Genomic DNA, 19,898 nt, shown 5'->3' with positions numbered 1-19,898 from the left:
ATGCCAACGCTTGCGCTGATTACGCTCGCCGCGCATGGTGCCGCGCTACTGCGCGTGCTGACCTATCGCCGCGTGGGCGCCCGACACCGGCCGGGCATCGCATGGCTGGCGTGGACGCTCGCAGTCGCCCTAGGCGGCTCGATCATCGATCGGCTGCTACAAGAGCGTCCGACGGATTGGTTTGACGCGGCCACGGCCGTCTTGCTTGCCGCGTTCACGTGGGCCGTGCGCGGCAACGTCGCGCGGCTGTTTGGCGCTGGAGCGCATACGCGATGAAGCCGCTGCGCCTGGGCGATCAAGGGCAAGACGTCGCACTGCTACAGCGGCGGCTGATCCGCGCCGGCTACGGGCCGCAACTCACGCATGTGTACGACGCCGCAACTGAGGCGGCCGTCACGGCCTTGCAGATTCACACCGGCCTTGTCGTCGATGGCATCGCCGGCCCCAAGACCCTAAGCGCCCTGGCGCGTGGCGAGCGCCATCGGGCGCATTTGAGCGACGCGGATTTGCAGCGCGCGGCCCACACGCTCGGCGTGTCCATGGCTTGCATTCGCGCAGTCAACGAAGTCGAATCGCGCGGCGCCGGCTTTTTGCCCGACGGCAGACCCACGATCCTGTTCGAGCGGCACGTGTTTTGGCAGCGACTGAAGGCGCGCCAGCTGGATCCGGCGGCGCTCACGGCGAAACACCCAAACATCGTCGCCCCGGTGCGCGGCGGCTACCACGGCGGGGCGGCGGAGTACACGCGACTGGCGATCGCTGCTCAAATCGAGTCAGTCGCTGCGCATGAGTCGGCCAGCTGGGGCGCGTTTCAGATACTGGGCCAGCATTGGGCGCGGCTCGGCTACGCGAGCGTCGACGATTTCGTCGATCGCATGCAAGCAAACGAGGCCGAGCAGCTGGACGCGTTCGTGCGCTTCGTGGCGGCGGACCGCCGGCTGCTCGCCGCGTTGCGTGGCCGTCGATGGGCGCAGTTTGCGCGACTCTACAACGGCCCCGGTTATAGCCGCAATCTGTATGACACAAAGCTTGCGCAAGCCTATCGCAAGTACGCGCGGGCCACCGAACTCGCCGCATGAAGGAGACCGCATGAGATGGGCGCCTTTTCGATGGACGCTGGCCGCCGCCGCGCTGCTGGCGATGGTTACCGAGTGGCACGTCATCGGTACACTGCGCGCGCAATTGGACGGGGCGCGCACCGCTGAGCGGCGTGCCCTCCAGATGCGCATCGAGCGTGACGCGATTATCGAGCGACTGTTGCGCGATGCACGCGAGAAGGACGCGCAGCGTGCGCAACTCGAACGCACGCGCGCTGCGATCGACACGACGCTCGCAGCCTACCAAAAGGCCTTTCGGAGATTGATCGATGACAACCAGGCCGTTCGCTCCTGGGCCGCTACTACTCTGCCTGACGATGTTGTGCGCCTGCACGCCTGCCCCGCCATTACCGGCGCCAAAGATTACACTGAACGAATGCGCACGCGTGTCACCGTGCACGATGCCGTCAATGGCGCCGCGCACGAACGGTGAATTGGCTGAGTCGCTGAGCGCGGCCCGCGCCGCGTGGGCCGCCTGTGCTGCGCAGGTTGACATGATCGTCGAGTGTCAGGTTGCCCATCGCGATGAATAAGCCAGCGAGCTTGCGCGCTGCGCTCGTGGCCGCCCTCCCGCCCTTGCAATCGGCACCCGACGCGTTGAGCGTATTCATTGACCACGGCACGCTAGTGGCCACCGGTACGCGCTCGCTATCGTTTGAGTATCGGTATGTACTGAATGTGCTGCTCCTGGACTATGCAGGCGACGCCGATGCGGTAATGGTAGCCATCATTGAATGGGTACGTGCGAACCAGCCCGATTTGGTCACCCACGCCGAGGCACGCGAGGACGGCATCACGTTCGAGGTGGATCTACTGAATCACGAAACGGCGGATCTATCGATCAAGCTTAAACTCACCGAGAGCGTCGTGGTGCGCACCGATGCGGCGGGACGACGCGTGATCGAGCATGTCGACGACACGATCAACGCAGCTGAGACGCAAACTTGGGTCGCGCCATCATGGACGAGCTAACCGCACTCGAACAGTGGGCCGGCGCGCTGCTCGCACGATTGTCACCGGCCACACGCCGCGCTGCGCTACACGACGTGGCGCGGGCGCTGCGGCAGGCGCAAAAAGCGCGCATTGCTGCACAACGCAATCCCGATGGCACCGCGTACGCGCCACGTAAGGCGCGCACCAACGCCCAGCGATTGCGCAACAAGCGCGGGCGAATTAAGCGTACGATGTTTGTGAAGCTGCGCACCGCGCGGCTAATGCGCACCGAGGTGAACAAGCATGAACTAGCCGTCGGATTCGTTGGCCGTGCCTCGCGCATCGCCCGCGTACACCAGTTCGGCGAACGCGAGCAGGTTGCACCACGTGGACCGTACTACCATTATCCAGCGCGCCGGCTACTTGGCTTGACCGACGCCGAGCGAAGGCTGATTCGCGAGCGACTGCTGGCCCATATAGGTCGATAACTGGCTGCTTCTGCATGCCATGGCCCCTAGCTGGTTAACCCGTTACTTCTGCTCGACCCGCCAACGGCTGTGCGCCGTCATGGCTTAGCCTAAGGTCCTAATCGACAACGCGTGATCCGCCTAAAATCTAGCGAGTGCGGCTCATGATTATGTTTATTCGCCTGCTTTCATCTACATTACGGCGCGGCATCGCTTTGCGCTGCGTGTGTCTAACCTCTTGCTGAACTTGCGAATGGACTTCGATCTAAATGCTGCTTTAAACCATCACCAGGCCTACATCTGCGCGTTGGAAACGTGCCCGCAATCCGCCGCGTCAGCACCACCGCCATTGAAGCCGCCAAGCAGTGCCTTGACTAACACGTCAGCCAGCCGGCGCACGACATACCGCGACTTGCCAGCCGAAATTCTTCAACAAGTGGCTGATCACATGCCGGCTGACGACATCGGCAATCTGTCAACGGTGAACAGCCAGACCTATCAGGCGCTGCAAGAAAGGCGACTGAGCTGGCTCTGCCACCAACGCATTTCCCATATCAGTGCACTGAATCGCACGTCGGTACAACAGTTATTGATCGAAATTGAGCGTATTGGCACCGACTTCCTGCGCGCTGAATTGCTTCAGGCGCTGTGGCTACGGATAAAAAAACAGTACGTAGTGAAGCCCGAGGTATTCATACCGGTCTTCCAAGCCGCAGGCCGTATTCCAAAGCAAGGCTTGCAGGTACAAAAAGACATGATTAAGGGCATACGGGCGATTCCGATCCAGCACCAACGCAATATGTACAGGTTCGTATATGCAGACGCCGAACGACGCTCCCCTGAACAGGGCAGTACCTGGGGGGCGGTTGCGTCGCTGCTAGACAGCTACGTTTATGAAGCGCAGTTTGACCCACCGCAGATTGAAAGCGAATATCGGGCTTTTCTGGGCCGACTTCCCGCATTGGACACATCCGGACAAGCGGAATTGATAGCGGCATTAGCCACGCAGCTGGGAGCATTCTCAAATCGTCCCTCGCCCGAATATCCTCCTCATAGTAATGCTTTTACAAGCGCGACAATTATTGAATTATACGAAACACTGTTCCAATGGATGCAACGCTTGCCAGCGTCGCATCGGGGCGCGCCAATCGGCGAACTAGCCAATCGAGTATGGATGTTGCCAAAGGCACAAAGGCCAGTGTACCTCGCCCATCTACGGCATTTGACGCTGTCACTGCCGGATCATCAATTAGGCAGCGCGTTACACTACCTACCAGGTGCTGTAATGATGCTTCTACCACCCGATCAACATGCGCATGAGCTTTCGCTGCTCGAACCCGCCCTGCAGCGCGTGCTACCTGCGCAGCGCGATCTAGTGGTTCTCGGGCTGCTTGAAGAAACATCGCGGTTGAACGACGTGCTGTTAAAGCAGGTATGGCAGCGCGCAATGCGCTTGCTGGACGGCAGCAAGGGACCCGGCATAGCGGAAGCGTTCCACCATATCCACATATGGACTGGACTGAAACTCAATAGCCAGCAATGGGAAGCCGCAAAAACTGAAATGAAGGCCTTCTTCGCGCGTAACCAATTCGATCAGGCAACCTACAATGAGATGCTGAACTCTGATAACTATAGTTGGTTCCGCATGTATCAGACACCGTAATTGGCTTGCGGCCGCGATGCTGCACCAAAACGCCCACGCGCGCTGGTCCATATTGTCGCACTCAAAATCCTCATAGACCGCCTTTGTGCCACCGTGGATGTACTTGCGCATCGGCGGCTGTGCACGCGTGCTCGCATGCAAGCCGCCCGACGAATACGGCGGGTCAGTGAGGACCATATCAATCGACTGGTCGGGCAATTCGCGTGCAAAGTGCAGCGCGTCGCTCGAATGCAGTCGATTGACGATCTCAGACAGCGCGTTGGAACAGATAGACGTAGAACTCATGCGAATCAAGCGATAAAGCACGATGGGGCCGCATTGTCTGATCGGTGCAGGTGCCGCTGCACGATGCGCCGGCTGTGTGGGCCGCCGCGACATAGGCCAATGCGTGCACCGTGCTCGCGCGCCCGGCAACATGGGCGACATGGATGCCAACGAACTGTGTCGCCTGATCGTCAACCTGGTCCGCAAGGGCGTGGTGCTGGACGTCAATTGCGCGAGCCACCCGCCGACCTGCCGGGTGGCCGTCGGTGACGTGACCGATGCGCAGCGCGCAGGCTTGCAGACCAACTGGATTCCGTGGATGACGCTCGCGGCCGGCACCACACGTGAGTGGCTGCCGCCCACGAAGGGCGAGCAAGTGCTGCTGCTGTGCCCGATGGGTGACCCTGCACAAGGCGTCGCGCTGCGCGGGCTGTTTTCGGACTGCGTTGACACGCCGTCGCGTGATCCGGCCGTGCACACGCGCGTGTATCCGGATGGCGCGCAACTCCTGTACGACCATGCGAACCACACACTGAGCGCCACGTTGCCTGACGGCGCCTGCGCGCAAATCGTCTCGCCCGGTTGCGTGACCGTGCGCACCGACGCGGCCACGATCGTCGCCAACCGCATCACGCTCGACGCCGAGCAAACCACTTGCACCGGCGCGCTGCTCGTTCAAGGCCCGTTCACGTTCGAATCGGGCATGACGGGGCAGGGCGGCCAAGACAGCGGATCCGGCGCGACGATGACCATTGATGGACAAGCGCACTTCACCGGCGACGTCACGTCACAGGGCGTGAGCCTGCCACACCACACGCACCGCGACCAAGGCGACGGGCAACTGGTGAGCGCGCCGCAATGAAAGGCATGAACGCGACCACGGGGCGCCCCGTCACCGGCTTGGCCCACCTGTACCAGTCGATTGCGCGCATCATCACCACGCCGCTGGGCACGTGCATCCAGCGCCGCACATTCGGCTCGGACGTACCAGAACACGTTGACGCGCCCAACAACGGCACGACGCGCACGCGTCTGTACGCGGCGATTGCCACCGCGCTGATGCGTTGGGAGCCGCGACTGATCCTCACGCGCGTGCAGCTCAGTGGCAAGCCTGCCGAAATGCGAGCGGGCAGGCAGATGGTCGATATTGAAGGCATGACGGCCGAGACCGGCGAAGCGTTCAGTGTGCGTGTGCCGATGTCCGCTTCGGGTTCGGAGCGCCGCGCATGAGCACCACCCCGATTGACCTGTCGCAGCTGCCCGCGCCCGATGTCATCGAGCCGCTCGATTACGAAACGCTGCTCGCGCAGCGCAAGGCACGATTGATCGCGCTGTACCCGCTTGAAGACCAGGCTGACATCGCCGCGACGCTCGCGCTCGAGTCCGAACCGATGGTTAAGCTCCTGCAAGAAAGCGCGTACCGCGAACTGGTGCTGCGCCAGCGCGTGAACGATGCGGCGCGCGCGTTGCTGCTCGCGTACGCGACCGGTGCCACGTTAGACCACTTGGGTGCACTGTTCGATGTCAAGCGGCTGCTCATTTCCGCCGGCGACCCTCAAGCCGGTCGCGATCCGGTGTATGAGGATTGCGACGATTACCGCGAGCGTATCCAACTCGCGCCGCGCGGTTTTTCAGTGGCCGGCCCGCTTGATGCGTACGTTTTCCACGCGCGCTCGGCCGATGGCCGCGTGCTGTCAGCCGACGCGTACAGCCGTCGCCGTGCGTGATGGTCGTCACCATTCTGTCGCGCGAAGGCGACGGCACGGCCAGCGACGCGCTGCTGGCGGTCGTGCGCGAAGCATTGGAAAAAAAGCGCCCGCAAACGGATGAAGTGATCGTGCGCAGCGCCAAGATTGTCCCTTACACGATTCGCGCGACGTTGAAATTCTTCAGCGGCCCGGACCGCGCGGTGGCCCTCGCCGAGGCGAACCGGCGCACCGCGCAATTCGCGCACGACATGCATCGCATCGGCCGTGAGGTCACCAAAGATGGGTTGTATGCGTCGATGCGGGTGGCCGGCGTGCAGAAAGTGTTGCTCGACACCCCCGCGGACGGCGTAGCAGTGGCCCGCGATGAAGCGGCCTATTGCACCGGCATTGAGCTGATCGACGGTGGGGTGGCCCATGAGTGAGATCGAGCTAATCGACGGCGGAGTGGTCAATGAGTGAGTTGCTGCCACCGAACGCGACGCGACTGGAGCGGCGTCTTGCGAAAACGAATGCGCGCCTGTCGGACATCGCAGTGCCGCTGGGCACACTGATGAACGCCGACGCGGTGCCGCTCGCGCTACTGCCGTGGCTGGCGTGGCACCTGGGTGTCGACACGTGGAAGGACTATTGGCCCGAATCGGTCAAACGCGCGCGCGTGCGCAGCGCGATTCGCATCGCCCGCCAAAAGGGCACGGCCGAAGCGGTGCGGCAAGTGTGCGCGTCGTTTGGCGCGCATGTCGCGATGCGTGAATGGTTCGAGCAGACACCGCGGGGCAAGCCCGGCACGTTCGAGATTGTCATGACCGTGGGCGAGCGCGGCGACCTGCCCTGCACGGCGCAGTACGTGGCCGACATCATCGCCGAAGTGGATCGCGTCAAGCGCGGCAGCGCGCACTACACGTTCACGCAGCACACGGTGCGCGCCGGAACCGTGGTCGTGGTCGCAGCGACCCGCATTGGGCTGTACCGGCGTCTTTTTCTCTCGGATGTTTGACATGACAGGCACGCTTATTACGGTCGCTGACGCGTTTCGCGCCGCACTGATCGCGCCCGGCCACACGGGCACCACGGCGCACCGGGTCACGCACATTGGCTTGTGCACCGCGTCGTTTGATGCGTCGAACCGGTCACTGACGCAGCTGCCCTATGAACTTAAGCGTATTGATACGTTTGGCGGGCAACCGATCGACGCGACGACGATCCACATCACGATGCACGACGACTCGCCCGATCAGTATGCGCTGTACGGGTTCGGGCTCTACCTTGAGGATGGCACGCTCGCCGCGTATTACAGTCAACCGGTCGGGCACGGCCCGATCATGGAAAAATCCGCGGCCGCCACGCTGCTGCTGTCCACTGATATCCGCTTCGTAACGATTGATGCGGCCACGCTCGAGTTTGGACCGGCGTCATTCTTAAACCCGCCGGCGACGACTGGCGCGCGCGGGGTGGTCGAGCTTGCGACTCAGGCCGAAGTCAACGCCGGCAAAGATGACTCGCGGGTGCTCACGCCGCGCACCGCCGCGCGTCGCTATGCCCCGCGCGATTGGGTGCTCACGCATGCGCTGCCATTGCGCGGGGAGCTTGATGCGCACGCGGACCTGAACACGCTCGTGACCTCGGGCATCTATCATCAAACGTATCAGGCCGGACACGCGGCGACCTCCTTAAATTATCCTGTCCCGGTGCCAGGCCGGCTGCAAGTGTATGCGGCCGGGCGCTCCGTGTACCAAACCTATTCGCTGTTTAACAGCAGTGTGCATTACACGCGCGTGCGCTACAACGGCTTATGGAGCACGTGGCGACGCCTATTGGATGATGCCTCTGACATGCTGGTCAACGGCATCGGCGCGTTTTATGGCACGCTCACCGACCTGCCCACGCCGCGCGCGGGCGTGATAGTGGGCGCCAACAGCGGGGGACGCATTGCCTTTCACTGTCCGCATGCGCCAGCAGACCAGAAGGTCTGGGACGTGAAGACGAGCACAAATGCGTTCGACGCGCGCCTGCTCGATGACACCGGGGCCACGGTCCGCCCTTGGCTAACGGTCAATCGTACGGGCACGAGCGTCACGACAGTGCAGCTTGCGCGCAGCGACGGACGCGTGTTGATCGGCGAAGGCGCCACCGACGACGGGGCGAGCACGTTGCAAGTGGCCGGTATAGCGACCGCCGCCACACCTGCCGTCGGAGATGTGTCACGCAAGCTCGCGACGACACAGTTTGTTGCCAACGCGATCCGTGAGGCGTCCATCGGTCAAATCATCATCGAGGCGCGCACCACCGTGCGGGCGGGCTGCCTGAAACTGGCGGGCATGTTGATCCAGCGGGACGACTATCCGCAATTGTGGACCTACGCGCAGACCTGTGGCGCGCTCGTGTCCGAAGACGAATGGCCCTATCACCCCGGGTGCTTCTCCACCGGCGACGGTGAGACGACGTTTCGTATTCCCGAGGTGCGCGGTCAGCACCTGCGCTTTTGGGATGACGAGTACGGCGTCGATCCAGGCCGCGGCATCGGCACGTGGCAGGACAGCCAGAACCGCCGACACGCCCACATGGCAATCACCAAGGCGGCTGGCGAACATCACCATACTGGGCTGACCGATAAAGGAGGCGACCATCAGCATGGCGGCCACGCACACCCTGTGGGCGACCACCAACACGTATCGCCATGGGGTGAAAACCACCCTTGGTATAACCCACCCTGGGGACATCATGGCAGCAATAATCTACCCGGCGCACACGATCACGACGCCGACAACGTATGGGGCATGACCAGCTGGAGCGGCGGGCATGACCACAGTTTGCATATCGACCCCGCAGGTCAGCACTGCCATACCGTGTACCTCGACGCAGACGGCATACATAACCATGACGTGATCGTTAAACACGACGGCGGCAGGGAAGCGCGCCCGTGCAACATCGCGCTGCTCGCGATGATCCGCGCCTACTAATTGCGATAAAGGTCCCCCTATGCTGATCCACCAATACGACCACCAAACCGGCCAATACGTCAGCAGCCGCCTCGCTGACCCGGACCCGATTAATCCAACCCGTTGGCTCATCCCATCTTGCTGCACCGACGTGCCACTGCCAGAGCGCCAGCGCAATCAATGGCCATTTTTCCGCGACGGCGCATGGGTGCTGCTGCCTGACTTTCGCGGCCAGCGCTTGTTCCGCAAAGTCAATGGCGCGGCGGCAGAAATCCTTGCTCCAGGCATCACCGCCGACGACGCGGGACTCACGCCGATCCCGTGCCCTGGTGACGAATACGTATGGACAGACGACGGCTGGCAGATCGATCCGCACATCGTCGCACAACGCGAGCGCGACGCGGCAATGCGCGAATTTGACCGGCGCATGAGCGAGGCGCAGGCGGCCAACGCGGGCAAAGCCGATGCATATGCGGCGGGCCTGCTGTCCGACGAGCAAGTGGCTCTGTTCAAGGCGTGGAGCCATTACCAGATGGAACTCGTCCGCGTCGTGAATGCCGCTGACTTTCCGGCCCACGTCCAATGGCCGGCGCCCCCGGATGAACAGGCCATTGTCACCAAAGCGCTATCGGAGCGCGTGCTCTCGCAGGTGCACGAGCAAAAAGCACATCGCGCGTCACGCTACGCCGCGCAACACGCCGATGACGCGTCGCTCGACGACGAGCCGGTGCCCGGGCTCGATACAGACACCGCCTCCACGCCCGATGTCTCCGACAGCGAATAGCCGACCATCGTTACCCCATGACCTGCCACCGAAGGAGTGTTTAACATGCCGCAGGACTACCACCACGGCGTGCGCGTCGTTGAAATCAACGAAGGCACGCGCCCGATTCGCGTTATGTCAACGGCGATCGTCGGCGTTATTGCTACCGCCAATGATGCCGATGAGGCGACGTTCCCGCTCAACACACCGGTGCTTATCACCCACGTCGCATCGGCGCTGGGTCAAGCTGGCGAGTGCGGCACGCTGCGCAAAACGCTCGTCGCCATCAGCCAGCAAGCTCAGCCCATCACGATTGTTGTGCGGGTAGCCGAAGGCGACGACGAAGCACAAACCACCAGCCATGTGATCGGCACGGTAACCGACGATGGCCAGTACACCGGCATGAAGGCGCTGCTCGCCGCGCAAGCAAAGTTCGGCATCCAGCCGCGCATATTGGCCGCACCGGGTTTGGATACCGCACCGGTGGCGGCCGCCTTGGGCTCGATCGCGCAGGCGCTGCGCGGCTTTGCGTATGTGTCGGCCCACGGATGCAAAACAAAGCAGGAAGCGGTCGCATACCGTCGGCAATTGAGCCAGCGCGAGTTGATGGTGATCTGGCCGGATTTTCTGGCCTGGGACGACACAGTGAACGCTACGGTCGTGGTCCCAGCCACCGCCTACGCGGTTGGGCTGCGCGCAAAGATCGACAACGATATTGGCTGGCACAAGACACTGTCTAACGTCGCCGTCAATGGCGTCACCGGTATCAGCTGCGACGTGTTTTGGGATTTGCAGGATCCGGCCACCGACGCCGGCTACCTGAACGAGCACGAGGTCACCACGCTGATCAACCGCAACGGGTTCCGGTTCTGGGGCTCGCGCACATGTTCGGACGATCCGCTGTTCGCGTTTGAAAACTACACGCGCACCGCGCAAGTAGTCAAAGACTCGATTGCGCAAGCACAGATGCCGGTGGTCGATGGCCCGCTCAATCCATCGTTGCCGCGCGACATGATCGAGAGTATCAACGGCTGGTTCCGCGCGCAGCGCGCCGCCGGCTATCTCGTGGGCGGCACATCCTGGTTTGATCCTGAGCCGAACACGGCCGCCGTGCTCAAGGCCGGCAAGGCGTACATCGACTACGACTACACGCCGGTGCCGCCACTGGAGAACCTCATGCTACGCCAACGCATCACCGATCGGTATCTGGCCGATTTCGCCGCGCGCGTGGCAGCCTAATAGGAGGGATCGACGATGGGAATGCCCCGAAAACTTAAAGGCTTTAACCTCTTTCACAACGGCACGAACTTCGTGGGCCAAGTGGAAGAGATCACGCTGCCCAAGCTCAAGCGCAAGATGGAGCCGTGGCAAGGCAGCGGCATGAGCGGCCCGGTCAAGATCGACTTTGGCAATGAAGAGATCCAGCTCGAATGGACATGCGGCGGCTTGATGGTCGAAGTGCTCGAACAATACGGCGCGATGCAGCACGACGGCGTGCTGCTGCGCTTTGCGGGCGGCTATCAACGCGAGGACAGCACGGACTACGACTCGGTCGAAATCGTCGTCAAGGGGCGTCACGAGGAAATCGACTTTGGCAGCGCGAAGGCCAAGGAAGACACTCAGTTCAAGGTGACGACCAACGCGAGCTACTACAAGCTATCCGTAAACGGGCGCGAGCTTATCGAGTTGGATTTCATCAACATGGCCGAGCGCATCAACGGTATCGACCTGGCAAGCGGGCTGAGTCAAGCGATCGGCCTCTAACACACGGCCCACGCTACGCATGGGCCACGCATTCGATCTCACCACCGACCCGACACGATCATGACCGAAATCAACACCACGAACACCAGGGCGAGCGCCACCGAACTTGAAGCGAGCGCGCAGAACACGCACACCTTTGACACGCCGATCAGGCGCGGTGAACAAAGCCTCACGCAGGTCACCCTGCACAAGCCGACGGCCGGCGCGCTGCGCGGCACGGCGCTCACCGCGCTCGTGAATCTGGACGTCGATGCGTTGCGCAAGGTGCTGCCGCGCATTAGCACGCCGACGTTGACCGAGATGGACGTGGTCAATATGGACCCGGCCGACCTCGTGGCACTGGGGGGGATGTTCGCCGGTTTTTTGATGCCCAAGGCGCTGAAAGCGAGCATGGAATCGCCGAGCGCGTAGAAGACGCGATGGCCGACATCGCGACAGTCTTCGGTTGGGCGCCGCGCGACATGGACGGTTTGAGCCTTGCCGAGTTGATGGACTGGCGCGAGCGCGCCCGGATACGTAGCCAACACCCGTGACGATGGACAACGCGCTCAAACTGCGGGTCATGTTCGACATGATCGACAATTGCACCCGGCCCCTGAAAACCCTACTCAACAGCACTCATGGGCTCGCGCAGTCGCTCAAGCACACGCGAGCTGAGCTGGCTGAGCTGAGCAAGCAGCACAAGGCGGTGGCGTCGTTTCGCCAGATGCGCACGACTCTAGCCGCGACCGCGTCAAAGCTCAATCAAGCGCGGGCGCGCGTCCAAAGCCTGGCGGCTTCGTTGCACGCGTTCGGCCCACCGTCGCGCCAGATGATTGCTGACTTCGAAGCAGCGAAGCGGGCCGCGGCGCGGCTATCTGGGGAGCACGCCAAACAGTCAGCACGCGTGCGCGAGTTGCGCGGCGAACTCGCCAGCACAGGCATTCACACGCGCAACCTTGCGCAGCACGAGCGGGCGTTGCGCGCGAGCATCGCGTCCACGACCGCGGCGATGCACTCGCAGACACGCCAGCTTGAAGCCATCGCCGAGCGCGAGAAGCAGCTGGGCGCAGCGCGTGGCAAGATGCATGCGCTGCAAAGCGCGGCTGGCGGTATGGCGATCGGTGGCTACGCCGCGCGCGCCACGGGCGCACCGATGCTGGGCGGGCTGCGCCAAGCCCTGGGCGAAACGAAGAGCATCCAGACCGAGCGCGCGCGCATCAAGGCGCTAGGCCTGGGCGAGCAGGCGACACAGGACGCCGAGCAGTACGTGCGCTCGATGAAGATGATGGGCGTCAGCACGTCGGAGAACATGACGCTGATGCGCGATGCGCTATCGATCTTCGCAGACGAGCACCACGCGCAGATGGCGCTGCCAACGCTGGCAAAAATGAAGTTTGCCAATGAGGCGATGTTCGGAGCCGAAGATGCGCACGCGAATGAAGAGCAGTTCATGAACATGCTCAAAGTCATCGAACTGCGCGGCGGCACCAAGGATCAAGCGACATTCGAGCGCGAAGCCAACTACGTGCAGAAAGTGTTGTCGGCCACCGGCGGGCGCGTCGGTGGCGATGAGTGGCGCAAAGTCATCCAGCGTGGCGGCGTCGCCGCAAAACAGATGCGCCCGGACGCGTTCTATTACCAGCTGGAGCCGCTCACTCAAGAAATGGGCGGCGATTCGGTCGGTCAAGCGCTCATGTCGGGCTACCAAAACCTGATCGAAGGGCGCACAACAGTGCGCGCGTCGCGCAAGCTGATGTCGCTGGGACTGCTCGATCAGCACAAAGTCGAGTACGACCCGCTCGGCCGTGTCAAGGCGTTCTCAGACGGCGCGCTGCTCAATTCGCAGCAATTCAAGGCGTCGCCCTTCGAATGGCTGGAGCAAACGCTGCTGCCGGCGCTGAAAAAAAAGGGCATCACCGAAGAAAAGCAGGTATTGAGCGTGATCGGCTCAATTTTTACGAACCGTAGCGCAGCCAACCTGTACTCAACGATGTACCTGCAGCGCGCCCAAATTCATAAAAGCGCGAAGCTCAGCCAGGGCGCGTATGGCATCGAGGACATGCACCAGCTCGCTCAAGCGCAAACAAGCGGCAAGGAGCTAGACGCCTACGCGAAGCTGCGTGATCTTAAAAACGAGATCGGCGAGCGTGTCGCACCGATGTACAACGCTGCGCTGGACAAGACGCGAGAACTTGCCGACAAGCTACTAAAGACAATCCAAGCGCACCCAGAAGCGACGAAAGTGGTCGTCGCGCTGGCGGCGGGCCTGGCCGCACTGCTCGCCGTCGTCGGCACGTTCGCGATCGTGCTCGCCGGAGTACTGGGGCCGCTGGCTGTCGTGCGGTTCAGCCTGACCACGCTGGGTATCCAAGCTGGGGTACTACGCACCGTCTTCGGCGCACTGGCGTCTTTGCTACGCAGCGCGCTGGTGCAAGGCGCTGCCGTGGCGTCACGAGCCTTCGCCCTGCTGGGGCGGGCCATCCTGGTGCTTGGCCGCGTCGCGCACGCGCACCCGTTACTCGCCATCCTCTCACTGATCGCCACCGCGGCCTTCTTGATCTGGCAAAACTGGGACACGCTTGGGCCGAAATTCGCGGCGCTATGGCAGACGATCAAGGGCGCATTCGGTGCGGCTTTCGATTGGATTCAGTCGAAATGGGACGCAATGCTCGACTGGGTGAAATCGAAGTTAGGCGGCATGGGCGCTTGGTTCGGCGATATCGGTGCGCGCTTGACGGAAATCGGGGCACACTTGATTGACGGGCTGGTCGGCGGTATTACCAGCCGGCTAGGTAAAGTGCGAGACGCGATTGCGAGCGTGGCCACGAGCACGGTTAAATGGTTTAAGGACAAGCTCGGCATCCATAGCCCGAGCCGCGTGTTCGCGACGCTCGGTGGCTTTGTCAGCGAAGGCGCGGCGCTTGGCATGCAAGGGCAGCAGCGACACGTCGCAAAAGCTGCACTTAGCTTGGCGACCACCGCCGTCGCGTCGTTCGGCACGCCCGTGCTGTCGGTAGACACGGCGCTCGCCAAGCCGCTCGTGTCGCCCACCGTGCCAATCGACAGCCGGCCGCCACTCGCGAAGGCCCCGGCAGCGCAGACGCCAGCGTCGCCACAGCCAGCATCACACGTGACCATCAACATTTACGCCCAGCCGGGACAAGACGCGCAGGCGATCGCACGCGCCGTCGAAGCAGCGCTCGAACGTCGCGAGCGAGCCAAGCAAGCGCGCGCAGGCTCGCGCCTTTCCGATTGACTCGATCATGCTAATGTCCCTTAACCAGTTCGTCTTTAGCCTGTCGAGTGCACCGTTTCACGAATTGCAGCGGCGGCGCACGTGGAAGCATCCGACCAGCTCGCGCGTCGGGGTGCGCGACGCGCGCCAGTTCGCCGGCGCAGGCGAGGACACGATCACGCTCAACGGGCTGGTTGCGCCCGAGATGGTCGGCACCATCGCATCGATTCGCGAACTTGCGGCCATGGCCGATACCGGCGACGCTTACGTGCTGGTTGACGGCGCAGGCCATGTCTACGGCGCATACGTAATCGCCGCACTCGATGAGACGCAGACATACCATGCCGCCGACGGCACACCGTGCAAGATCGAATTCGTGTTGACACTGGAGCGCGTCGACGATGACGCACTGCGCGTGCAGCGCGGCTGGACAATGCGACAACCAGGCAGATTCTGATGACGGCGTCGTCGAGCAGACACACGCCGCGCATTGCGCGTGTTCATCCGCAACCCGACTACCGGATCTTGCTGGACGGCCGTGACCTGTCGCGCCGCCTTATGCCACGGCTCGTATCGCTGTGTCTGTCGGAGTCGCGATCGGACGAAGCCGACACGATCGACCTCGTGCTTGACGACTCAAAAAACGACCTGGCGATCCCTAACCGCGGCGCGCGGATTAAGGTGGCGCTCGGATGGGTAGGCGAGCCGCTGATCGACAAAGGCAGCTTCGTGGTGAACGAAGTCGAGCACAGCGGCAGCCCCGACATCCTCACTGTCCGTGCACGTTCTGCGGCGATGACTAGCGGCATGCAGGAGCGGCGTGAGAAAAGCTGGCACCGACAGACAATCGGCTCGATCGTGCGCACGATCGCCGCGCGCTACGCGCTGACCCCGGCGGTCGGCGACGCGCTCGCGAAAACCTTGATCGAGCACATTGATCAGACGCACGAATCAGACATGTCGTTTCTCACGCGCTTGGCCAAGCGCTATGACGCGGTGATGAACGTCAAAGACCTGCACTTGCTGTTCATGCCGATCGGCAGCGGGCACACGGCAAGCGGCAAGCCGCTCGCCGTGCTTGAACTGACGCGCGCCAGTGGCGACAGCCATCGCTACCACGTGTCCGAGCGCGAGAACTACGCGGCCGTGCGGGCGCACTACCATTTAAACGGGCGCGCAAAGCGCCAGTCCGTGATCGTCGGTGGCCAAAACAACAAGAACGTTAAGGTGCTGCCCGAGGAGTACGCAACGCAAGCGGAAGCACGCGCGGCAGCGCAAGCCGAGTTTAACCGGATGCAGCGCAGTCAGGCGACGTTAAACTATACACTGGCGCACGGCCGCGCCGAGCTATTCCCCGAGATGCCCGTCACGGTGTCAGGCTTTAAACCGGAAATCGACGAAACGCCCTGGCTGGTGAAGCAGGCCCTGCACACCATCGGCGAAGGGGGATTTACCACCGCGCTTGAACTGGAGGTGCGCGGCGATCCCACCACCGACCGGCACCGATCGCATTTCCGCAAAGGCCAGCGCTAGCCACGGGCGCAGAAAACCGTCCTTAGCGCGGCAACGAAGGCGCTGAGCGGGATATCAGCTTTTGATGAAGTCATGCGAATCAGATTCGAGCACGTGTAGGAAATCCCATCCAGAGCACGCACCCAAATATCTCCCCTGGAATTCGTAACCACAAAAACCTGTTGCGCCAGACGGTTTTCGTTACTACAATAATTTGATGAAGGCCATCTTTGACCCCGCGAAAAATGAAGTCAACAAGTGCAAACACGGTGTTTCGATGGAGCTGGCAGACGCTATCGATTGGTCAATGGTCTGGTGTTTCGCCGACGATCGTGCCGACTACGGCGAGTTGCGCGAGATTGGTTATGTGGTAATCAACCAGCGCCTTTACTGCGTGGTATTCACGCAGCGCGGCGACACGTTTCGTGTGATCAGTTTTCGCAAAGCCAATAACCGGGAGATTAACCGTTATGAACAAGCGATCGACGTTGATTCGTAACACTGCGCAGGAAGAAGCTGCGATCGAACGTGGCATTGCCGCTGACCCCGACACGTTCGTGCCCACCGACGAACAATTTGCGCAGATGAAGCGACGTGGCGGACGGCCGAAACTGGAACAGCCCAAAATCGCTGTGACGGTTCGTTACGATGCGGACGTGCTCCAGCAGTTTCGGGCGAGCGGCGACGGCTGGCAAACGCGTATGAACAATGCGCTGCGCGAGTGGCTCAAAACGCATCCAGTCTGAGGTAGCGTGGTGCGCTTCGCACGCATCAGCTTGCGTGCGTCGGCGCGCGCACGCGGCAGACAGCAGCAGAAAAACGTACAGCCTATACTGAGTAATATTGCAGATTGTTTGCTCAGCAAACCACACTACTGCCTACCTACCTATCGTTCTGCTGACTTAAACGATATGGTGTAGTGCCATTGAATAAAGTGACGCTAAATAGCCCGTCACTGAATTTTTTAGACCACGTCCGTCACAATGCATCGTGGATGGCATCTTGCCGCCGCACACTGCCGGCGCTCCGCGATATGCCGCCGTTCGACAAGGAGCGTGTTCGATCATTGGCTGTACCGTGTCAGCGCGTCTTTTGCATCGCGTAGATTTGCCATCGCCTCCAGCACAATCTCCAGCATGAGTCCGACAGATTTCATCGCCTCGTCTACCGCGGCGCATGCGCTGGCCCGCCCGTCGCATACGACATTGGTACGCAAGTACGAGGCCAACACCGGACAGCCAGTGCCAGGGCGGCACTCAGCGATCGACATCGTATCTGCTGTGTCGCGGTTTTGGTTTGCGTTGCTGTGCATTTTTCTGAACTCCTACTTATATATTTACAGACAGGGCTCCTCACCAAGGTACCGTGCCTCGGAAGGAGAGGCCCGTCCACTTGTCGACTACATTAGCGAAGGGAAAACTGTAAACTGTCCTTAATTTCTTGATACTAGGAGCCAGCCGTATCACGACAGCTGGGTGCGGAAGTGCAAAAGTCGTCGCATGCCGCGCGTCCACTCTCGACCGGACTTGAATCACTCCGGAAGTCAGTGTCCCTATATCCGTGAAGGCAACGCTACTTATTTTTTGCTTTATCTGCCCGCTCGCGACGCAAGCGCTCGATTTCCAATTTCGCCCGTTCGACGTTTTCAGCCGTACGCTGATCAAACATCGCACGGCGATTCTCTGCTAGACGCTTCGCGCGTCGCGGCGTGGACGTCGCACTCATCCCGGGCGCCTTCATACAGGTCGCGAGAAACACCTGCAGGGCGGACTTCCCGGCTTCAGTCAAGCTTCGGTAGCTCTCAATCAATTCGGCTTCGTCAGCGTCGTCCCCAACCTTCCCATCTTCGGCCTGGTGCCGCTCGCCGGTTAGCACATAACAGATGTCGACGCCTATCTCGCGAACAGCTAAGAGGTAGTCAGCATCAGGCGAACGCTCATCCGATTCGTACGCGGATTGCGAGCGTCTCGCGACCCCGCCAACAGACGCAAACTCGTCCTGACTGAGCCCGATCCGCAAACGCTCGTCTCGCAAGCGACTGCCTATTTGTGCCATAAATTACTCATCATTATTGACGATTAGTTTTTTGCTCATTACACTAGCCTTTCATACCGCAAGACTATCGCTGAAGTATACCGATCATGACTCGCACCACAGGCCCACGCCGCACGCCGCGCGGCATGCTATCAGGCAGGTTCGTCTATGTTGGATTGACGTCCGCCGAACGGGCTGAACTCGAACAAATCGCCGCTTATCACCACCGCTCGATCTCGAGCATGGCGCGCGAACTCATTTCCATCGGCAAACGCCACTTCGCCGCAGCCATCGACGCGTCCCAGCCCACCGTTCGCAGTTGAATTGAGGAGCACACATGTACCCCGATCCAAAACGCGTTCGCAACCACAAACACACCATTCGCTTCGACGACTACGAACAGGCGCTGCTGCTCGCCCTGGCGAATTACCAAGGTGAGCAGCTTGCGGTGATGATTCGCGAAATGGCCATGCGCGAAGCCGCAGCACTGCTGGCTGAACGCCAAGCCTCCATTTTTGACCACGCCAGTGCCTGAGCCAAGGCACTCAACCGCCCACCATGAGTAGCTTCTACGATGTCGGATACCAGCACGGACATTTTTATCCTCGATGCGGACTGCGACGTGCTGGAACGCGTGCGCCAATATCACGACCTACCATCGATCGATGCCACCGTCGAATGGCTCGTGAAACGACGCTTGCGTCGCACTGCAAAGCAAATGAACGGCCGGGGCCGCGCACTGTATCTCGTCCGGAGTAAGACGACATGCGGATCCTGAATCGTTGCCCACACTGCCGTACACGCGCCAACGCGCGCAGTAGTCGCGAAATGTCGTTGACCTTTCGTGAGGTTACTTACCAGTGCACCAACGCGCAGTGCGGCCACACTTATGTCGTGAACATGGAGTTCGCCCGCACGCTTTCTCCGTCTGCAACGCCCAACTTGTCGTTGAACCTGCCGCTATCGCCACATGTGCGTAGTCAGCTTGCGCAACAGCTAGAACTGTTGGCCTAGCGGCCCAAGTCACTCAACCCGTTTCCCTCGCATCGCGCCGCGCTGGCGTGAGGGACTTTTTTTGCCTACAAAAAGGAGATCCGCATGGCCACCCTCGCTTCTGCTCCACTCGTTCTTCCCTTCGATCCAGCCTCGCTGCCCATGGAGCAGCGCCGGCAGTACCTGCGCACCCTTTGGGATGCCGACATCGATCCCTTCGTGTTCGCAGGTACCGCACGCAGGCTCGGCTATGTGATCCGTTGCGAGTGGGACATCGCCGCTGGCATGCCCGTTTTGCTGCCAATGGTGGCCACGCTGCATTGATACCGATGCATACGTCTATCTCAGAAAGCGAGCTGCGACGCGCATGGCAGCGCCTTCGCATGGTCGGGGACTTCGATACCGCCATGCGCCACACCGCTGTTCGTCGTGTAGTGGAAAGCGCCGCGCGTGCCATGCGGGCTCGCTCGATTGACCGGAAGCGGCCTACTGTCCACCGCCGACGCACAACCGCCAAGGACCAAGACGAGTAACGCAACCGCACCG

27 protein-coding genes and 3 pseudogenes are annotated in these 19,898 nt (G+C 61.5%); 27 read left to right on the top strand and 3 right to left on the bottom strand.

What is annotated here, in order from left to right; all coding sequences use genetic code 11:
• The 7 genes and pseudogenes from B0B13_RS13000 (at position 1) to B0B13_RS12970 (ending at position 4,160) form a co-directional block, all read left to right on the top strand.
• Positions 1–276: a phage holin family protein gene (locus B0B13_RS13000; RefSeq protein ID WP_076796777.1), complete on the top strand. Its 276-nt coding sequence runs from the start codon at positions 1–3 to the stop codon at positions 274–276.
• Positions 273–1,079 carry an N-acetylmuramidase domain-containing protein gene (locus tag B0B13_RS12995; RefSeq protein ID WP_076796776.1) on the top strand — a complete coding sequence of 269 codons (807 nt, stop codon included), beginning with the start codon at positions 273–275 and terminating at the stop codon, positions 1,077–1,079. Before B0B13_RS13000 ends, B0B13_RS12995 begins: the two co-directional genes overlap by 4 nt.
• Positions 1,018–1,443, top strand: a pseudogene (locus B0B13_RS12990) (hypothetical protein); the annotation flags it as partial. The gene B0B13_RS12995 and the pseudogene B0B13_RS12990, both read left to right, overlap by 62 nt.
• Complete coding sequence (lysC, locus tag B0B13_RS19495) at positions 1,367–1,630, top strand: Rz1-like lysis system protein LysC (protein ID WP_235091392.1); 264 nt, start codon at positions 1,367–1,369, stop codon at positions 1,628–1,630. The pseudogene B0B13_RS12990 and the gene lysC, both read left to right, overlap by 77 nt.
• Positions 1,623–2,069 (top strand): phage tail protein, encoded by a 447-nt coding sequence (locus tag B0B13_RS12980; protein WP_076796773.1) that lies wholly within the window; start codon positions 1,623–1,625, stop codon positions 2,067–2,069. Before lysC ends, B0B13_RS12980 begins: the two co-directional genes overlap by 8 nt.
• Positions 2,054–2,518, top strand: a complete 465-nt coding sequence (locus B0B13_RS12975; RefSeq protein WP_076797329.1) for a phage virion morphogenesis protein — start codon at positions 2,054–2,056, stop codon at positions 2,516–2,518. Before B0B13_RS12980 ends, B0B13_RS12975 begins: the two co-directional genes overlap by 16 nt.
• 391 nt (positions 2,519–2,909) lie before the next feature.
• Positions 2,910–4,160, top strand: coding sequence for an F-box domain-containing protein (locus B0B13_RS12970; protein ID WP_235091393.1), 1,251 nt, complete (start codon positions 2,910–2,912; stop codon positions 4,158–4,160).
• Between the two features lie 21 nt (positions 4,161–4,181).
• On the opposite strand, the pseudogene B0B13_RS19490 reads toward B0B13_RS12970, so the two are convergent.
• A pseudogene (locus B0B13_RS19490) lies at positions 4,182–4,445 on the bottom strand (site-specific DNA-methyltransferase); the annotation flags it as partial.
• 139 nt (positions 4,446–4,584) lie between these two features.
• Here B0B13_RS19490 and B0B13_RS12960 point away from each other — a divergent pair.
• The 15 genes and pseudogenes from B0B13_RS12960 (at position 4,585) to B0B13_RS12885 (ending at position 17,071) form a co-directional block, all read left to right on the top strand.
• Complete coding sequence (locus B0B13_RS12960) at positions 4,585–5,286, top strand: phage baseplate assembly protein V (RefSeq protein WP_076797328.1); 702 nt, start codon at positions 4,585–4,587, stop codon at positions 5,284–5,286.
• A complete protein-coding gene (locus B0B13_RS12955; RefSeq protein ID WP_076796771.1) occupies positions 5,283–5,654 on the top strand; it encodes a GPW/gp25 family protein in 372 nt (123 codons plus the stop codon). Before B0B13_RS12960 ends, B0B13_RS12955 begins: the two co-directional genes overlap by 4 nt.
• Positions 5,651–6,555: pseudogene (locus tag B0B13_RS17295) on the top strand (baseplate J/gp47 family protein). The gene B0B13_RS12955 and the pseudogene B0B13_RS17295 overlap by 4 nt, the downstream one beginning before the upstream one ends.
• Before the next feature lie 29 nt (positions 6,556–6,584).
• Positions 6,585–7,127: a phage tail protein I gene (locus B0B13_RS12940; protein ID WP_076796768.1), complete on the top strand. Its 543-nt coding sequence runs from the start codon at positions 6,585–6,587 to the stop codon at positions 7,125–7,127.
• A 1-nt stretch (position 7,128) separates the two neighbouring features.
• Positions 7,129–9,090 (top strand): hypothetical protein, encoded by a 1,962-nt coding sequence (locus B0B13_RS12935; protein ID WP_076796767.1) that lies wholly within the window; start codon positions 7,129–7,131, stop codon positions 9,088–9,090.
• A gap of 19 nt (positions 9,091–9,109) precedes the next feature.
• Positions 9,110–9,853: a tail fiber assembly protein gene (locus tag B0B13_RS12930; protein WP_076796766.1), complete on the top strand. Its 744-nt coding sequence runs from the start codon at positions 9,110–9,112 to the stop codon at positions 9,851–9,853.
• Positions 9,854–9,898: 45 nt separating this feature from the next.
• On the top strand, positions 9,899–11,071 hold the full coding sequence (locus B0B13_RS12925) for a phage tail sheath protein (protein ID WP_076796765.1): 1,173 nt from the start codon (positions 9,899–9,901) through the stop codon (positions 11,069–11,071).
• A 15-nt stretch (positions 11,072–11,086) separates the two neighbouring features.
• Entirely contained in the window at positions 11,087–11,596 is a 510-nt protein-coding gene (locus B0B13_RS12920) for a phage major tail tube protein (RefSeq protein ID WP_076785733.1), read from the top strand.
• A gap of 60 nt (positions 11,597–11,656) precedes the next feature.
• Complete coding sequence (locus B0B13_RS12915) at positions 11,657–12,007, top strand: phage tail assembly protein (protein ID WP_076796764.1); 351 nt, start codon at positions 11,657–11,659, stop codon at positions 12,005–12,007.
• Between the two features lie 8 nt (positions 12,008–12,015).
• Positions 12,016–12,129: a GpE family phage tail protein gene (locus B0B13_RS12910; protein ID WP_076785735.1), complete on the top strand. Its 114-nt coding sequence runs from the start codon at positions 12,016–12,018 to the stop codon at positions 12,127–12,129.
• A 2-nt stretch (positions 12,130–12,131) separates the two neighbouring features.
• Complete coding sequence (locus B0B13_RS12905; RefSeq protein WP_076796763.1) at positions 12,132–14,834, top strand: phage tail tape measure protein; 2,703 nt, start codon at positions 12,132–12,134, stop codon at positions 14,832–14,834.
• 7 nt (positions 14,835–14,841) lie between these two features.
• Complete coding sequence (locus B0B13_RS12900) at positions 14,842–15,270, top strand: phage tail protein (protein ID WP_076796762.1); 429 nt, start codon at positions 14,842–14,844, stop codon at positions 15,268–15,270.
• Positions 15,270–16,346, top strand: coding sequence for a phage late control D family protein (locus B0B13_RS12895; RefSeq protein ID WP_076796761.1), 1,077 nt, complete (start codon positions 15,270–15,272; stop codon positions 16,344–16,346). The genes B0B13_RS12900 and B0B13_RS12895 overlap by 1 nt, the downstream gene beginning before the upstream one ends.
• A gap of 196 nt (positions 16,347–16,542) precedes the next feature.
• Positions 16,543–16,824: a BrnT family toxin gene (locus tag B0B13_RS12890; RefSeq protein ID WP_076796760.1), complete on the top strand. Its 282-nt coding sequence runs from the start codon at positions 16,543–16,545 to the stop codon at positions 16,822–16,824.
• On the top strand, positions 16,796–17,071 hold the full coding sequence (locus B0B13_RS12885) for a BrnA antitoxin family protein (protein ID WP_076785740.1): 276 nt from the start codon (positions 16,796–16,798) through the stop codon (positions 17,069–17,071). The genes B0B13_RS12890 and B0B13_RS12885 overlap by 29 nt, the downstream gene beginning before the upstream one ends.
• Positions 17,072–17,388: 317 nt before the next feature.
• Here B0B13_RS12885 and B0B13_RS12880 read toward each other — a convergent pair whose 3' ends face one another.
• Both B0B13_RS12880 and B0B13_RS12875 read right to left on the bottom strand, forming a co-directional pair.
• Positions 17,389–17,637, bottom strand: a complete 249-nt coding sequence (locus B0B13_RS12880; RefSeq protein ID WP_076796759.1) for a hypothetical protein — start codon at positions 17,635–17,637, stop codon at positions 17,389–17,391.
• Between the two features lie 260 nt (positions 17,638–17,897).
• Positions 17,898–18,380, bottom strand: a complete 483-nt coding sequence (locus tag B0B13_RS12875) for a helix-turn-helix domain-containing protein (RefSeq protein WP_076796758.1) — start codon at positions 18,378–18,380, stop codon at positions 17,898–17,900.
• A gap of 86 nt (positions 18,381–18,466) precedes the next feature.
• On the opposite strand from B0B13_RS12875, the gene B0B13_RS12870 reads away from it, so the two are divergent.
• The 5 genes from B0B13_RS12870 (at position 18,467) to B0B13_RS20105 (ending at position 19,885) form a co-directional block, all read left to right on the top strand.
• Complete coding sequence (locus B0B13_RS12870) at positions 18,467–18,682, top strand: hypothetical protein (protein WP_076796757.1); 216 nt, start codon at positions 18,467–18,469, stop codon at positions 18,680–18,682.
• Between the two features lie 14 nt (positions 18,683–18,696).
• The gene (locus B0B13_RS12865; RefSeq protein ID WP_076785744.1) at positions 18,697–18,894 is read left to right on the top strand and encodes a hypothetical protein; all 198 of its coding nucleotides are present in this window, start codon (positions 18,697–18,699) and stop codon (positions 18,892–18,894) included.
• 230 nt (positions 18,895–19,124) lie between these two features.
• Positions 19,125–19,373, top strand: coding sequence for an Ogr/Delta-like zinc finger protein (locus B0B13_RS12855; RefSeq protein ID WP_076785746.1), 249 nt, complete (start codon positions 19,125–19,127; stop codon positions 19,371–19,373).
• An 84-nt stretch (positions 19,374–19,457) separates the two neighbouring features.
• Entirely contained in the window at positions 19,458–19,676 is a 219-nt protein-coding gene (locus B0B13_RS12850) for a hypothetical protein (protein ID WP_076796755.1), read from the top strand.
• A 5-nt stretch (positions 19,677–19,681) separates the two neighbouring features.
• Entirely contained in the window at positions 19,682–19,885 is a 204-nt protein-coding gene (locus tag B0B13_RS20105; protein ID WP_076796754.1) for a hypothetical protein, read from the top strand.
• Positions 19,886–19,898 lie beyond the last annotated feature (13 nt).

It is taken from the genome of Burkholderia sp. b14 (assembly GCF_900156195.1).
Lineage (GTDB): Bacteria > Pseudomonadota > Gammaproteobacteria > Burkholderiales > Burkholderiaceae > Mycetohabitans.
Note: the sequence above shows the minus strand (reverse complement) of the source record. Positions and strands in the feature narration are given on the sequence as shown.